Source organism: Agrococcus sp. GCM10030265 (genome assembly GCF_042666675.1).
Classification (GTDB): Bacteria; Actinomycetota; Actinomycetes; order Actinomycetales; family Microbacteriaceae; genus Agrococcus.
Genome location: NZ_JBHTCZ010000002.1, coordinates 355,760 through 370,966 on the forward strand (window position 1 = coordinate 355,760; position 15,207 = coordinate 370,966).

14 protein-coding genes are annotated in these 15,207 nt (G+C 72.3%); all 14 read left to right on the top strand.

The features are described 5' to 3' along the window. Window positions 1-9 precede the first annotated feature (9 nt). The 14 genes from rpe (at window position 10) to ACFQPP_RS05915 (ending at window position 15,170) form a co-directional block, all read left to right on the top strand. Window positions 10-675, top strand: coding sequence for a ribulose-phosphate 3-epimerase (rpe, locus tag ACFQPP_RS05850; protein WP_376915612.1), 666 nt, complete (start codon window positions 10-12; stop codon window positions 673-675). Further along, window positions 672-932: a phosphoribosyl-ATP diphosphatase gene (locus ACFQPP_RS05855; RefSeq protein ID WP_376915613.1), complete on the top strand. Its 261-nt coding sequence runs from the start codon at window positions 672-674 to the stop codon at window positions 930-932. Before rpe ends, ACFQPP_RS05855 begins: the two co-directional genes overlap by 4 nt. A gap of 63 nt (window positions 933-995) precedes the next feature. Continuing rightward, a complete protein-coding gene (gene hisG / locus ACFQPP_RS05860; protein WP_376915614.1) occupies window positions 996-1,835 on the top strand; it encodes an ATP phosphoribosyltransferase in 840 nt (279 codons plus the stop codon). Further along, the gene (hisF, locus tag ACFQPP_RS05865) at window positions 1,832-2,593 is read left to right on the top strand and encodes an imidazole glycerol phosphate synthase subunit HisF (protein WP_376916761.1); all 762 of its coding nucleotides are present in this window, start codon (window positions 1,832-1,834) and stop codon (window positions 2,591-2,593) included. The genes hisG and hisF overlap by 4 nt, the downstream gene beginning before the upstream one ends. Next, a complete protein-coding gene (gene hisI, locus ACFQPP_RS05870) occupies window positions 2,590-2,913 on the top strand; it encodes a phosphoribosyl-AMP cyclohydrolase (RefSeq protein ID WP_376915615.1) in 324 nt (107 codons plus the stop codon). Before hisF ends, hisI begins: the two co-directional genes overlap by 4 nt. Further along, window positions 2,859-4,427, top strand: a complete 1,569-nt coding sequence (locus tag ACFQPP_RS05875; RefSeq protein ID WP_376915616.1) for an anthranilate synthase component I — start codon at window positions 2,859-2,861, stop codon at window positions 4,425-4,427. Before hisI ends, ACFQPP_RS05875 begins: the two co-directional genes overlap by 55 nt. Then, window positions 4,424-5,032 (top strand): Trp biosynthesis-associated membrane protein, encoded by a 609-nt coding sequence (locus tag ACFQPP_RS05880; protein ID WP_376915617.1) that lies wholly within the window; start codon window positions 4,424-4,426, stop codon window positions 5,030-5,032. The genes ACFQPP_RS05875 and ACFQPP_RS05880 overlap by 4 nt, the downstream gene beginning before the upstream one ends. A 31-nt stretch (window positions 5,033-5,063) precedes the next feature. Continuing rightward, window positions 5,064-5,309 carry a DUF6704 family protein gene (locus tag ACFQPP_RS05885; protein ID WP_376915618.1) on the top strand — a complete coding sequence of 82 codons (246 nt, stop codon included), beginning with the start codon at window positions 5,064-5,066 and terminating at the stop codon, window positions 5,307-5,309. Next, window positions 5,309-6,088 carry an indole-3-glycerol phosphate synthase TrpC gene (trpC, locus tag ACFQPP_RS05890; RefSeq protein ID WP_376915619.1) on the top strand — a complete coding sequence of 260 codons (780 nt, stop codon included), beginning with the start codon at window positions 5,309-5,311 and terminating at the stop codon, window positions 6,086-6,088. Before ACFQPP_RS05885 ends, trpC begins: the two co-directional genes overlap by 1 nt. After that, window positions 6,085-7,296, top strand: coding sequence for a tryptophan synthase subunit beta (gene trpB, locus ACFQPP_RS05895; RefSeq protein ID WP_376915620.1), 1,212 nt, complete (start codon window positions 6,085-6,087; stop codon window positions 7,294-7,296). Before trpC ends, trpB begins: the two co-directional genes overlap by 4 nt. Further along, entirely contained in the window at window positions 7,293-8,093 is an 801-nt protein-coding gene (gene trpA / locus ACFQPP_RS05900) for a tryptophan synthase subunit alpha (RefSeq protein WP_376915621.1), read from the top strand. Before trpB ends, trpA begins: the two co-directional genes overlap by 4 nt. 13 nt (window positions 8,094-8,106) lie before the next feature. After that, on the top strand, window positions 8,107-9,123 hold the full coding sequence (gene lgt, locus ACFQPP_RS05905) for a prolipoprotein diacylglyceryl transferase (protein ID WP_376915622.1): 1,017 nt from the start codon (window positions 8,107-8,109) through the stop codon (window positions 9,121-9,123). Window positions 9,124-9,178: 55 nt separating this feature from the next. Then, window positions 9,179-13,723, top strand: coding sequence for a glutamate synthase large subunit (gene gltB / locus ACFQPP_RS05910; RefSeq protein WP_376915623.1), 4,545 nt, complete (start codon window positions 9,179-9,181; stop codon window positions 13,721-13,723). Further along, window positions 13,716-15,170: a glutamate synthase subunit beta gene (locus ACFQPP_RS05915; protein WP_376915624.1), complete on the top strand. Its 1,455-nt coding sequence runs from the start codon at window positions 13,716-13,718 to the stop codon at window positions 15,168-15,170. The genes gltB and ACFQPP_RS05915 overlap by 8 nt, the downstream gene beginning before the upstream one ends. Window positions 15,171-15,207: the final 37 nt, after the last annotated feature.

Here is a 15,207-nt window from a genome sequence, read left to right on the forward strand (position 1 = left end):
CTCGACTCCGTGCGCATCCACCCGAGCATCCTGTCGGCCGACTTCGCGAACCTCGAGCGCGAGCTGCATGCGATCGCGACGGCCGACGCCGTGCACGTCGACGTCATGGATGGCCACTTCGTGCCGAACCTGACGCTCGGGCTGCCGGTCGTCGAGCGCCTGGGCCAGGTGTCGCCCGTGCCGCTCGACGTGCACCTCATGATCGACGACGTCGACCGCTGGGCGCCGCGGTACGCGCTGCCGGGCGTGGCGAGCGTCACGTTCCACGCCGAGGCGAGCGACGACCCGGTCGCGCTCGCGCGCGTGCTGCGGGATGCGGGCGTCGGTGCGGCGGTGGCGATCAAGCCCGGCACCGACGCGGGCCCGATCGCCGAGCGCATCGACGCCTTCGACATGGTGCTCGTCATGACGGTGGAGCCGGGGTTCGGCGGCCAGTCGTTCATGCCGGAGGTGCTGCCGAAGCTCGGCGTGCTGCGCCGGGCCGCAGCCGACGCGGGCGTCGAGGTGCGCCTCCAGGTCGACGGCGGCATCGCGCTCGACACGATCGGCGAGGCCGCGGCCGCCGGAGCCGACACGTTCGTCGCGGGCAGCGCGGTCTACGGCGATGGCGAGCCGGCCGAGCGCATCCGCTCGCTGCGCGACGCGCTCGCGCAGGCGACTACCCTGGGATCGTGAAGACCTTCGACACCCTGTTCGCCGATCTCGAGCAGGCGGTGACCGAGCGCCGCGAGGGCAACACCCTCTCTCGCGTCGAGGGCGGCGTGCACGCCATCGGCAAGAAGATCGTCGAGGAGGCCGCCGAGGTGTGGATGGCCGCCGAGCACGAGGGCGACGAGGCGACCGCGCTCGAGATCTCGCAGCTGCTGTACCACCTGCAGGTGCTCATGCTCGCGAAGGGCCTGAGCCTGCAGGACGTCTACCGACATCTGTAGGCCCCGCGCTCGCATCCTTCGCCCGCAGACCCTCGAGGTCGCAGCACACACCGAGAGAACCCCATGCTGAAGATCGCCGTGCCCAACAAGGGCGCGCTGTCCGAGACCGCCACCGAGATGCTCGCCGAGGCCGGCTACCACGGCCGCCGCGACGGCAAGGAGCTCATCGTCTCCGACCCGTCGAACGACGTCGAGTTCTTCTACCTCCGCCCCCGCGACATCGCGACGTACGTCGGCTCGGGCGTCATCGACGCCGGCATCACGGGCCGCGACCTGCTGCTCGACTCGGGCTCGCCCGCCGTCGAGGTGCACGGGCTCGGCTTCGGTCGCTCCACCTTCCGCTTCGCGGGGCCCGTGGGCGCCTTCTCGTCGGTCGAGCAGCTCGCGGGCGTGCGGATCGCGTCGAGCTACACGGGTCTCGTGCGCTCGTGGCTCGACGCGCGCGGCCTCGACGCGACGCTCGTGCACCTCGACGGCGCCGTCGAGTCGGCCGTGCGCCTCGGCGTCGCGGATGCGATCGCCGACGTCGTCGAGACGGGTGCGACGCTGCGCAAGCAGGGTCTCGAGACGTTCGGCGAGCCCATCCTCTCGTCGGAGGCGGTGCTCATCTCGTCAGGCACCGCGAACGACGGCCTGCACACGCTGCGCCGACGCCTCGAGGGCGTCCTCGTCGCCCGCCGCTACGTCATGGTCGACTACGACGTGCGCCGCGACGACCTCGACGCCGCCGTGCGCGTGTGCCCCGGCAAGGAGTCGGCGACGATCTCGCCGCTGCGCGACGACGACTGGGTCGCCGTGCGGGTCATGACCGAGACGCACGACGTCAACCGCATCATGGACGCCCTCGAGGCGGCCGGCGCGAAGGCGATCATCGTCACGCGCATCCACGCGGCGAGGGTCTGATGCTCACGACGCGCGTCATCCCCTGCCTCGACGTGGCCGGTGGCCGCGTCGTGAAGGGCGTGCGGTTCCAGGACCTCGCCGACCAGGGCGACCCCGTCGAGCTCGCGGCGCGCTACGCGAGCCAGGGCGCCGACGAGCTGACGTTCCTCGACGTCACGGCGACGGTCGAGGGCGCCGACACGATCCTCGAGGTCGTCGAGCGCTGCGCCGAGCAGGTGTTCATCCCGCTCACGGTCGGGGGCGGGGTGCGCACGGTCGCCGACGTCTCGCGGCTGCTGGCGCACGGCGCCGACAAGGTGGGCGTCAACTCCGCGGCGATCGCGCGGCCGGAGGTCGTCGACGAGATCTCGGGCGCGTTCGGCGCGCAGGTGCTCGTCGTGTCGCTCGACGTGCTGCGCTCGGCCGAGACGCCGAGCGGCTTCGAGGTGACGACCCACGGTGGCCGTCGCCGCACGGGCATCGACGCCATCGCGTGGGCGGCCGAGGTCGACCGGCGCGGTGCGGGCGAGCTGCTCGTGAACTCGATCGACGCCGACGGCACGAAGGAGGGCTTCGACCTCGGCCTCATCGCGGCGGTGCGCGAGGCGACGAGCGTGCCCGTGGTCGCGAGCGGGGGAGCGGGCGGCCCCGAGCACTTCGCACCCGCGGTGGGGGCCGGTGCCGACGCCGTGCTCGCCGCGAGCATCTTCCACTCGCAGCAGTCGACGATCGACGACGTGAAGCGCGCGATGCGCGCCGCGGGGGTGACGGTGCGATGATCCCGCAGCTGAAGACCGACGAGCACGGACTCGTGCCCGCGATCATCCAGGACGACGCCACGGGCGACGTGCTCATGCTCGGCTACATGGACGAGGAGGCGCTGCGGCGCACCTCGACGGAGGGCCGCGTGACGTTCTGGTCGCGGTCGCGGCAGGAGTACTGGCGCAAGGGCGACACCTCGGGCAACGTGCAGGTGCCGGTGTCGATCGCGATCGACTGCGACGCCGACACCCTGCTCGTGCGCGTGCAGCAGACGGGCCCCGCATGCCACACGGGCAGCCGCACGTGCTTCTTCACGCCCATCGAGGTGACGTCGTGACGACGACGACGCGCGAGCAGTTCGACGCGCTGCTGCCGACCCATCGCGTCGTGCCCGTCGTGCGCGAGCTCCTCGCCGACACGGAGACGCCCGTGGGCGTCTACCGCAAGCTCGCGGTCGACCGCCCAGGCTCGTTCCTGCTCGAGTCGGCCGAGCAGGGCGTGTGGAACCGGTTCTCGTTCGTGGGCGTCTCGTCGTTCGGCCAGCTGACGGCCGACGAGGGCGCGGTCACGTGGCGCAGCCACGGCCTGAGCCTCGAGCGCCTGCTGGGCGACGACGTCGAGCGCTCGCCGCTCGAGACGGTCGCGCACGTGCTCGAGCGCTGGCGCACGCCACGCGTCCCCGGCCTGCCGCGGCTCACGGGCGGCCTCGTCGGCCACGTCGGCTGGGAGGCCGTGCGCGAGCTCGAGCACCTGCCGAACGCGCCTCGGCGCGAGGTCGACGTGCCCGCGATCGGCCTGTCGTTCGTCTCCGAGCTCGTCGTGCTCGACCACCGCACCGGCACGGCGCTGCTCATCGCGACGGCGCTCGCCGACGGCGTCGACGACGCCGACGACCTCTGGGCGCAGGCGCAGGGCAGGCTCGACGACCTGCAGGCGCTGCTCGCCGAGGATGCGCCCGCCTGGCTCGCCGAGCCGCTCGCCGACGTCGAGCCCTCGCCCACGGCATCCGTGACGCCGGACGGCTTCGCCGCCATGGTCGAGCGCGCGAAGGAGCACATCGTCGACGGCGACGTCTTCCAGGTCGTGCTCTCGAGCCGCTTCGACGTGCCGCTCGATGCCCATCCGCTCGACGTGTACCGCGTGCTGCGGCTGCTGAACCCGTCGCCGTACCTGTACCTGCTGACGCTCGAGGACGCCTCCGGGAAGCCGTACCAGGTGGTCGGCTCGAGCCCGGAGGCGCTCGTGACGGTGCACGAGGGCACGGCGACGATGCATCCCATCGCGGGCTCGCGGCCGCGCGGCTCCGACGCGGCCGCCGACAACGCCCTCGCCGACGAGCTGCTCGCCGACCCGAAGGAGCGCTCTGAGCACGTCATGCTCGTCGATCTCGCGCGCAACGACCTCGCCAAGGTCTGCGCCGCGGGCTCGGTGGCCGTGACGGAGTTCATGGTCGTCGAGCGCTTCAGCCACATCATGCACATCGTCTCGACCGTCGAGGGGCGGATGCGCGACGATGCCTCCGCCGTCGACGCCTTCCGGGCGACGTTCCCAGCCGGCACGCTCTCGGGCGCGCCGAAGCCGCGCGCGCTCGAGATCATCGATGCGCTCGAGCCCGCCCAGCGCGGCGTGTACGGCGGCGTCGTCGGGTACTTCGACTTCGCCGGCGACGCCGACCTCGCGATCGCCATCCGCACCGTGACGATCGTCGACGGCGTCGCGCACGTGCAGGCGGGCGCGGGGCTCGTCGCCGACAGCGTCCCTGCGACCGAGCACGCCGAGGTGCGCAGCAAGGCGGCCGCGCCGCTGCGGGCCACCGTGCGCGCGGATGCGATGCGCAGGATCCAGCGGTGAGGGCGCGCGCGCGCGTCGTGGCGGTGCTCGTGCTGCTCGCGAGCGGCGCGGCGATCCTCGCGGGCTCCGTCGTGACGTGGGCGACGGTGTCGCCGGAGGGCGCGCCCGTCGTCGAGCTCGACGGCACGACGGTCGCTCCGGCGCTCGCGCCCGTCGCGCTGGCGCTCGGCGCCCTGGGGCTCGCGCTGACGCTCGCGTCGCCGATCGTCGCGCGCATCCTCGCGATCGTCGGCCTCGCGATCGTCGGGGTGGGCGGCACGCACCTCGCCCAGCGGGTGTCGACGCTCGACGCGACCATCGCCGACGCGGCGAGCGCCGCGACCGGCGTGACGACGCTCGACGCGCCCGCGACGACCACTGCGGCCCCCGTGCTCGCCGTCGTGGGCCTCGTGCTCGCGACCGCGGCGTGCATCTGGGCGTTCGCGACCGCCGGGTCGTGGAGGCGCAGGCAGGCTGCGCAGCGCTTCGAGCGTGCCGAGTCCGGGCTCGCGTGGGACGCGCTCGACGACGGCGACGACCCGACGGCGCGAGCCGACGCACCCGGCCCGGCTGCCGACGAGCCCGGCGACGACGCGTCGTCGAGCCACGGCGCAGCCGACCGGTAGACTCGACGTACCCATGGATCCGAGGAGCATCGTGACCGAGCAGACCGCCATCGAAGAGCACGTCGAGCCTGGCGAGGGCCACTCGCCGGCCGCCTGGACGGCTGTGATCATCATGCTCGTCGCGATCGCTGCCGGCACGCTGTTCTTCTGGTTCGACATGCCCGTGCTCGTCTGGATCTCGGCGGCGTTCGTGCCGATCGGCGCGCTCGTGGGCTGGGGCCTGTCGAAGGCCGGCTACGGCGTGCAGGGACCGAAGTACACCCCCAAGGAGCACTGATGCTCGACGCCCTCACCGCTGGGGCGCTCGAGGATGCCGAGGCTCGGCGCGGCGACCTGCCGTACGACGAGCTCGAGGCGATCGCGCGCGCATCCCGCCAGCCCATCGACGTCGTCGCGCTGCTGTCGCAGCCGATCGACGGCATCCACGTCATCGCCGAGGTGAAGCGCGCGAGCCCGTCGAAGGGCCGCATCGCCGACATCCCCGAGCCCGCCTCGCTCGCCACCGCCTACGCGGCCGGCGGTGCCTCCGTCATCTCGGTGCTCACCGAGGGCCGTCGGTTCCTCGGCACGCTCGACGATCTGCGCGCCGTGCGCGCCGCCGTCGACGTGGCCGTGCTGCGCAAGGACTTCCTCGCGAGCCGCTACCAGCTGCTCGAGGCGCGCGCCGCCGGCGCCGACCTCGTGCTGCTCATCGTCGCCGCGCTCGACGACGAGACGCTCGCCGACCTCCACGCCTACGCGCTGGAGCTCGGCCTGTCGGTGCTCGTCGAGGTGCACGACGCCGACGAGGTGCGCAGAGCCCTCGCGGTCGGCGCGCGCATCGTGGGCGTCAACACCCGCGACCTGCAGACCTTCGCGATGCACCCCGAGCGCTTCGCGGAGCTCCGACCCCTCATCCCGGATGGCGTCGTCGCCGTCGCCGAGTCCGGCGTGCGGTCGGTCGACGACGTCGCCGCGTTCCGCGCGGCCGGCGCGCACGCGGTGCTCGTCGGCGAGGCGCTCGTGCGCGACGGCGCTCCCGCCGAGCGCGTCGCGGCGTTCCGGAGCGCATCGTGAGCCTGCGCGACGTCCGCGGCCCCGACTTCGGGCCGTTCGGCGGCATCCACATGCCCGAGCCGCTCATGGCCGCGATCGACGAGCTCGCCGCCGCCTACGAGGAGGCCAGAGAGGATCCCGCGTTCGGCGAGGAGCTCGCCCGCCTCGGCCGCGAGTACACGGGTCGACCCTCGTTGCTCACGGAGGCGCCTCGGCTGTCGGCCTCGGTGGGAGGCGCGCGCATCCTGCTGAAGCGCGAGGACCTCAACCACACGGGCAGCCACAAGATCAACAACGTGCTGGGGCAGGCGCTGCTCGCGAAGCGCCTCGGCAAGACGCGCCTCGTCGCCGAGACGGGCGCGGGGCAGCACGGCGTCGCGACCGCGACGGCCGCCGCGCTGTTCGGCATGGAGTGCACGATCTACATGGGCGAGGTCGACACCGAGCGTCAGGCGCTCAACGTCGCCCGCATGCGCCTGCTCGGGGCGACGGTCGTGCCCGTCACGACGGGTGCGCGCACCCTGAAGGACGCCATCAACGAGGGCATGCGCGACTGGGTGCGCACGGTCGACTCGAGCCACTACCTCATGGGCACGGTCGCAGGACCCCACCCCTACCCGGTCATGGTGCGCGACTTCCACGCGCAGATCGGCGAGGAGGCGCGGGCCCAGATGCTCGCGCAGGTCGGCAGGCTCCCGGATGCGGTGCTCGCGTGCGTCGGCGGAGGCTCGAACGCCATGGGCATCTTCCACGCCTTCCTCGACGACGCCGACGTGCGCCTCATCGGGCTCGAGGCCGCTGGCGACGGTGCCGACACCGAGCGTCACGCGGTGACGATCGGCCGCGGCAGCCCGGGCGTGCTGCACGGCTCGCTCTCGTACATGCTGCAGGACGCCGACGGCCAGACGCTCGACTCGCACTCGATCTCGGCCGGCCTCGACTACCCGGGCGTCGGCCCGGAGCACGCGTGGCTGCACGACATCGGTCGCGCCGAGTACCAGCCGGTCACCGACGCCGAGGCGATGCACGCGTTCCGCGAGCTCACGCGGCTCGAGGGCATCATGCCCGCGATCGAGTCGGCGCACGCCATCGCCGGCGCGCTGCGCCTCGCCCCCCAGCTCGGCCCCGACGCCGTGCTGCTCGTCTCGCTCTCCGGGCGCGGCGACAAGGACGTCGCGACCGCTGCGCAGTGGTTCGACGTGCTCGACGAGGGGGCGACGCAGGCATGAGCGCGGTGCAGTCGGCGATCGACGCCTCCGGCGGTCGCGCCGTCATCGGCTACCTGCCCGCGGGCTGGCCGGATCAGGCCTCGTGCGTCGAGGCGTGCGTGACGCTCGCCGACGCCGGCTTCACGGCCATCGAGCTCGGCCTGCCGTACTCGGATCCGAGCCTCGACGGCCCGGCGATCCAGGCGGCGACGCAGGCGACCCTCGATCGCGGCTTTCGCATCGAGGAGGCGTTCGAGACGATCGCCGAGGTCACGAGCCGCACGGGCATCCCCGTCGTCATCATGACGTACTGGAACCCCGTGCTGCGCTGGGGCGTCGACCGCTTCGCCGCACGCCTCGCGGAGTCCGGGGGAGCAGGGCTCATCACGCCCGACCTCGTGCCGCAGAACGGGCGGGACTGGATCGCGGCGGCCGAGCATCATGACCTCGACCGCATCTTCCTCGCGGCCCCGTCGTCGTCGGATGCGCGCATCGACGCCGTGCTGCGCGCATCGCGCGGCTTCGTGTACACCGTCTCCACCATGGGCACGACGGGTGCGCGCGGCTCGATGGACGACGCGGCGCGCACGCTGGCCGCGCGCATCGAGCAGCGGCGCTCGGCGCTCGACCTCGATCTGCCGCGCTGCGTGGGCCTCGGCATCTCGACCGGCGCCCAGGTCGCCGACGTGCTGACCTACGCGGAGGGCGCGATCTCGGGATCCGCCCTCGTCAACGCGCTGCGCGACGGCGGCCTCGAGGGGCTGCGCACGGTCGCGGCCGACCTCGCGTCCGGCACTACACTCGTCCAGTCCCACTGACCACGGAGGATCCGTGCTCCAGAGCATCCCCAGCCCCTCGCCCGACCTGCAGGGCGTGCCCATCGGGCAGTGGCTGACCACGATCCTGCCGTTCCTGGGGAACGACGTCACGATCGGCGGCTTCACCTTCAACGTCGCCGACTTCTCGATCCGCACCTACGCGATCTGCATCCTCGTCGGCATCCTGCTCGCGTCGTGGCTCACGGCCCGTCGCCTGCGCCAGCGCCACGTCGACGGCAGCATGGTCATCGACATCGCGGTGCCCGCCGTGATCCTCGGCATCATCGGCGCTCGGCTGTTCCACGTGCTGACGTACCCGGACGAGTACCTCGGCGATCGCTTCGACCTCTGGAACGTGCTCGCGATCCAGAACGGCGGTGTCGCGATCTTCGGCGCGATCATCGGCGGCGCGATCGGCATCTGGATCGGCTGCCGCGTCACCGGCCTGCGCTTCACGACGTTCGTCGACGCGCTCGCGCCGGGCATGCTCATCGCGCAGGCGGCGGGCCGCATGGGCAACTACTTCAACCACGAGCTGTTCGGCGGTCCGACCGACCTGCCGTGGGGCCTGCAGATCGAGGCGTCGAACCCGGCGTTCCCCGTCGGCCTGCCCGAGGGCACGCTCTTCCACCCGACGTTCCTCTACGAGATCCTCTGGAACCTCCTCGGCGCCGCCGTCATCCTCTGGCTCGACCGTCACCGCGACATCCAGTGGGGCAAGGCCGCCGCGCTGTACTTCATCTGGTACGGCGTGGGTCGCGCGATGTGGGAGACCATCCGCATCAACCCCTCCGAGGTCATCTTCGGCATCCGCGTCAACGTGTGGGCCGCGCTGCTCGCCGTGGCGCTCGGCGTCGTGATCTGGCTCGTCCAGAGCCGCAGGCACCCGGGGCTCGAGCCCTCGCCGTGGCAGCCTGGTCGGGAGCCGGAGGACGAGGCAGTAGACTCCGACGTGTACTCCGAGCTCGATGAGGCCGACACAACGGCCGAGCCGGCGGTGGCCGCGGGAACCGCGAAGCCCACCACCTGATCCGCCACACGGGCCGACGACGCTCCGTGCCGCCCTCTCGAATCGGAGGTCCGACATGGCACCCATGCTCCGCCACCTCGGTGGCCACCCCGAAGCCGGGATGTACGACCCTCGCCTCGACCGCGACTCGTGCGGCCTGGCGATGGTCGCGACGCTGCGCCGCAGCGCCGGCCACGACATCGTCGTCAACGCGCTCGACGCGCTGCGCAACCTCGAGCACCGCGGTGCCGTGGGCTCCGACGCCGGCACCGGCGACGGTGCGGGCATCCTCACGCAGATGCCCGACGAGTTCCTGCGCGCCGTCGTCGACTTCCCGCTGCCGGAGGAGGGCGCGTACGCCGCGGGCCTGACCTTCCTGCCCGTCGACGCCGCGCTCCGCGGCGACGCGAAGCGCGCCATCGAGCGCATCGCGGGCGAGGAGCGGCTCACGGTGCTCGGCTGGCGCGAGGTGCCGGTGCGTCCCGAGGTGCTCGGCGAGCTCGCGCGCGCCGCGATGCCCGCCATCGAGCAGCTGTTCGTCGCGTCCGCGGGGGCGCCGGCGTCCGGCATCCACCTCGACCGCCTCACGTTCCGTCTCCGCAAGCGCATCGAGCGCGAGGTCGGCGACTACCTGCCGTCGCTGTCGGCCCGCACCATCACCTACAAGGGCATGGTCACGACGCTGCAGCTCGAGCCGTTCTACCCCGACCTGTCGGACGAGCGCTTCGCGACGCGGCTCGCGATCGTGCACTCGCGCTACTCGACGAACACCTTCCCGTCGTGGCCGCTCGCGCAGCCGCTGCGCATGATCGCGCACAACGGCGAGATCAACACGGTCGAGGGCAACCGCAACTGGATGCGCGCGCGCCAGTCGCAGCTGCGCAGCGAGCTGCTCGGCGACCTGAAGCCGCTCTTCCCGATCGTGACGCCCGGCATCTCCGACTCCGGCTCGTTCGACGAGGTGCTCGAGCTGCTGACCCTCTCGGGCCGCAGCCTGCCGCACGCGATGATGATGATGGTCCCGGAGGCGTGGGAGAACGCGACCGACCTGCCCGTCGAGCTGCGCGAGTTCTACGAGTACCACTCGCTGCTGCTCGAGCCGTGGGACGGCCCGGCTGCCATCTCGTTCACCGACGGCACGCTCGTCGGCGCGACGCTCGACCGCAACGGCCTGCGACCCGGTCGCTGGCTCGTCACCGACGACGGCCTCGTCGTGGTCGCCTCCGAGACGGGCGTGCTGCCCATCGACCCCGCACGCGTCGTGCAGCGAGGCCGCCTGCAGCCCGGGCGCCTCTTCCTCGTCGACACCGACGAGGGCCGGGTGCTCGACGCCTTCCAGACGAAGATGGAGCTCGCGCGCTCGAAGCCGTGGGGGGAGTGGCTCGAGTCGAGCCGCATCCACCTGTCCGAGCTGCCCGATCGCGAGCACGTCATCCACACGCCCGCGTCGGTCACGCGTCGTCAGCGCACCTTCGGCTACACGGAGGAGGAGGTGCGCATCCTGCTCACCCCCATGGCGGCGACGGGTGCCGAGCCGCTCGGCGCCATGGGCTCGGACACGCCGATCGCGGTGCTGTCCGAGCGCCCGCGCCTGCTCTTCGACTACTTCGCGCAGGCGTTCGCGCAGGTGACGAACCCGCCGCTCGACTCCATCCGCGAGTCGGTCGTGACGTCGATGCGCCTCGGGCTCGGCCCCGTGCGCAACCTGCTCACGGCGTCGGCTGCGCACGCGAGCCAGGTCATCCTCGACTTCCCGGTCATCGACAACGACGAGCTCGCGAAGATCCGCCACATCGATCGCACGCCCGGCTCGCGCCGCACCGTGACGATCTCGGCGCTCTACCCCGTCGAGGGTGGGGAGGCCGCGATGGTCGCGCGCCTCGACGCCATGTGCGCCGAGGTCGACGAGGCGATCGCCGAGGGTGCGCAGTACGTCGTCATCTCCGACCGCGACTCGAACGAGCAGCTGGCGCCCATCCCGAGCCTCCTCGCGGTCTCGGCCGTGCACCACCACCTCATCGACGCCGAGACGCGCATGCGGGTCGGCCTCGTCGCCGAGACGGGCGACGTCCGCGAGGTGCACCACGTCGCGCTCCTCATCGGCTACGGCGCCTCGGCGATCAACCCGTACCTCGCGATGGAGACGGCCGAGCAGCTCGCGATCACCGGTCGCATCCCGGGCATCAGCCCCGAGGACGCCGTGCACAACGTGATCAAGGCGCTCGGCAAGGGCGTGACGAAGATCATGTCGAAGATGGGCATCTCGACGGTCGGGTCGTACGCGGGCGCGCAGGCGTTCGAGGCGGTCGGCCTCTCCGAGCAGCTCGTCGAGCGCTACTTCGAGGGCACCCCGACGCGGCTCGGCGGCGTCGGCGTCGGCGTGCTCGCATCCGAGTCGGCGCAGCGCCACGCGCTGGCGTACCCGCCCGAGAAGGCGCCCTTCGCCCATGAGGGCCTGCCCTCGGGCGGCGAGTACCAGTGGCGTCGCGACGGCTCGCCGCACCTGTTCAACCCCGAGACGGTCTTCCGGCTGCAGCACTCCACCCGCACGCGGCAGTACGACGTGTTCCGCGAGTACTCGTCGGCGGTCGACGAGCAGGCACGCGAGCTGAAGACCCTGCGCGGCATGTTCCGGCTGCGCACCGAGGACGTCACGCCCATCCCGATCGACGAGGTCGAGCCGATCTCCGAGATCGTGAAGCGCTTCTCCACCGGTGCCATGTCGTACGGCTCGATCTCGCGCGAGGCCCACGAGACCCTCGCGATCGCGATGAACCGCCTCGGCGCGAAGTCGAACACGGGCGAGGGCGGGGAGGACGTCGACCGACTGCTCGACCCCGAGCGCCGCTCGTCGATCAAGCAGGTGGCCTCCGGCCGCTTCGGCGTCACGTCGATGTACCTGACGCACGCCGACGACATCCAGATCAAGATGGCGCAGGGCGCGAAGCCCGGCGAGGGCGGCCAGCTGCCTCCCGCGAAGGTGTACCCGTGGGTCGCTCGCACGCGGCACGCGACGAGCGGCGTGGGCCTCATCTCGCCGCCCCCGCACCACGACATCTACTCGATCGAGGATCTCAAGCAGCTGATCTTCGACCTCAAGCGCGCGAACCGCGAGGCGCGCATCCACGTGAAGCTCGTCTCGCAGTCCGGCATCGGCGCGGTCGCGGCGGGCGTCGCGAAGGCGAAGGCCGACGTCGTGCTCGTCTCGGGCCACGACGGCGGCACGGGCGCGAGCCCGCTCAACTCGCTGAAGCACGCGGGCACGCCGTGGGAGATCGGCCTCGCCGAGGCGCAGCACACCCTCATGGTCAACGGCCTGCGCGAGCGCGTGGTCGTGCAGGTCGACGGGCAGCTGAAGACGGGCCGCGACGTGCTCGTCGGCGCGCTGCTCGGCGCCGAGGAGTACGGCTTCGCGACGGCGCCGCTCGTCGTGTCCGGCTGCATCATGATGCGCGTCTGCCACCTCGACACGTGCCCCGTGGGCGTCGCGACGCAGAACCCGACGCTGCGCGAGCGCTTCACCGGCAAGCCCGAGTTCGTCGTGACGTTCTTCGAGTACGTCGCCCAGGAGGTGCGCGAGCTGCTCGCCTCGCTCGGGCTGCGCTCGATCGACGAGGCGATCGGCCGCTCCGAGCTGCTCGACGTCGACGACGCGATCACCCACTGGAAGGCCGACGGCCTCGATCTGCGCAAGGTGCTCGACGTGCCGGTCGCGGCGGGCGAGCGGCGCAACATGACGACGCAGGATCACGAGCTCGACGAGCAGCTCGACATGCGCCTGCTCGACGAGGTGCTGCGTGCGCACGAGTCCGGCGAGACCGTGCGACTCGACATCCCCGTCGCGAACACCGACCGCGCCGTGGGCACGATGCTCGGCAACGAGGTCACGAAGCGCCACGGCGAGGCGGGCATGCCGCCCGACTCGATCGACATCACGCTGCGCGGCTCCGCAGGCCAGTCGTTCGGCGCCTTCATCCCGCGCGGCATCACGTTGCGGCTCGTGGGCGACGCCAACGACTACGTCGGCAAGGGCCTCTCCGGCGGTCTCATCACCGTGCAGCCCGATCCGTCGGCTCCGTTCGTCGCCGAGCGCAACGTCATCGCGGGCAACGTCATCGGCTACGGCGCGACCTCCGGCTCGCTGCACGTGCGCGGCATCGTGGGCGAGCGGTTCCTGGTGCGCAACTCGGGTGCGACCGCCGTGTGCGAGGGCACGGGCGACCACGCGCTCGAGTACATGACGGGCGGCATCGCCGTCGTGCTCGGGCAGACGGGCCGCAACCTCGGCGCCGGCATGTCGGGAGGCGTCGCCTACGTGCTCGACCTCGATGCGGCTCGCATCAACCGCGAGGCGCTCCACGCGGGCGAGCTGCTGCTCGAGCGCCTGCGCGAGGAGGACGAGATCGAGCTGCGTGCGATCCTCGAGCGCCACGTCGAGCTCACGGGCTCGTCGGTCGCGGCGCGCCTGCTCGACGGCCGTGGCGGGCTCGCGGGGTTCACGAAGATCGTGCCTCGCGACTGGGCCGCCGTGCGGGACATCCGCAAGCAGGCGGAGGACGCGGGGATCGACCCCGACTCCGACCAGATCTGGACGCGCATCCTGGAGGTGACCGGTGGCTGATCCCCGCGGATTCCTGAAGACGACGCAGCGCGAGCTCGCGCCGAAGCGGCCCGTGGCGGTGCGCATCATGGACTGGAAGGAGATCGGCGAGCTCGGCGACAAGGCCGTGCTGCGCCGGCAGGCCGGGCGGTGCATGGACTGCGGCGTGCCGTTCTGCCACCAGGGCTGCCCGCTCGGCAACCTGATCCCCGAGTTCAACGACCTCACCTGGCGCGGCGAGGGTCGCGCCGCGAGCGACCGGCTGCACGCGACGAACAACTTCCCGGAGCTCACGGGCCGCCTGTGCCCTGCGCCGTGCGAGTCGTCGTGCGTGCTCGGCATCAACCAGCCCGCCGTCACGATCAAGCAGGTCGAGCAGGCGATCGCCGCCGACGCGTTCCAGCACGGCTGGATCGAGCCGCACCCGCCGGCACGTCTCACGGGCAAGACCGTCGCGGTCGTCGGCTCGGGGCCCGCGGGGCTCGCGGCGGCGCAGCAGCTGACCCGCGCCGGCCACACCGTCGCGGTGTACGAGCGCGACGACCGCATCGGCGGCCTCCTGCGCTACGGCATCCCCGACTTCAAGCTCGAGAAGCGCACGATCGACCAGCGTCTCGCGCAGATGCAGGCCGAGGGCACCCGCTTCCGGGCGGGCGTCGACATCGGGCGCGACATCACGTGGGATGCGCTGCGACAGCGCTTCGACGCCATCGTGGTCGCGACGGGCGCGATGGTGCCCCGCGACCTGGCGATCCCGGGTCGCGACCTCGCGGGCGTCCACCACGCCATGGAGTACCTGACCCAGCAGAACCGCACGGTCGCCGGCACGGCGGTCTCGAGCCAGATCACGGCCGAGGGCAAGCACGTCGTCGTCCTCGGCGGCGGCGACACCGGCGCCGACTGCATCGGCACGGCGCACCGGCAGGGTGCGCTCTCGGTCACGAACCTCGCGATCGGCGTGCAGCCTCCCTCCGAGCGGCCCGACCACCAGCCGTGGCCGACGCATCCGGCGATCTTCGAGGTGCAGTCGAGCCACGAGGAGGGCGGCGAGCGCACGTTCCTCGCCTCGACGATCGAGTTCGTCGCGAACGAGGTCGGCGAGGTCCGCGCCCTGAAGGTGGCCGAGACCGAGATCGTCGACGGCGTGCGTCGCGCGAAGGCCGGCACGGAGCGCGAGATCCCCGCGGACCTCGTGCTGCTGGCGCTCGGCTTCACCGGTGCGGAGCAGGAGACCCTCGCAGGGCAGCTCGGCACGGAGTTCACCCGCGGCGCGGTCACGCGCGACGCGGACTACGCGACCTCGACGGAAGGCGTCTTCGTGGCTGGCGACGCCGGTCGAGGTGCATCGCTCATCGTGTGGGCGATCGCAGAGGGACGCGCTGCGGCGGCGGCGGTGGACCGGTACCTGGAGGGGTCGACGACCCTGCCGGCTCCGGTGCGCGCGACCGACCTCCCCATCCGCGTCTAGAGGGTGCAAGACTCGTCGGCGGCGCAGGATGCCGCCG

Bases quoted from the DNA above. Each gene is read 5' to 3' on its own strand.
- trpC (WP_376915619.1), top strand. From the start codon at position 5,309: ATGCTCGACGCCCTCACCGCTGGGGCGCTCGAGGATGCCGAGGCTCGG.
- hisG (WP_376915614.1), top strand. From the start codon at position 996: ATGCTGAAGATCGCCGTGCCCAACAAGGGCGCGCTGTCCGAGACCGCC.
- hisI (WP_376915615.1), top strand. From the start codon at position 2,590: ATGATCCCGCAGCTGAAGACCGACGAGCACGGACTCGTGCCCGCGATC.
- ACFQPP_RS05875 (WP_376915616.1), top strand. From the start codon at position 2,859: ATGCCACACGGGCAGCCGCACGTGCTTCTTCACGCCCATCGAGGTGAC.
- gltB (WP_376915623.1), top strand. From the start codon at position 9,179: ATGGCACCCATGCTCCGCCACCTCGGTGGCCACCCCGAAGCCGGGATG.
- trpA (WP_376915621.1), top strand. From the start codon at position 7,293: ATGAGCGCGGTGCAGTCGGCGATCGACGCCTCCGGCGGTCGCGCCGTC.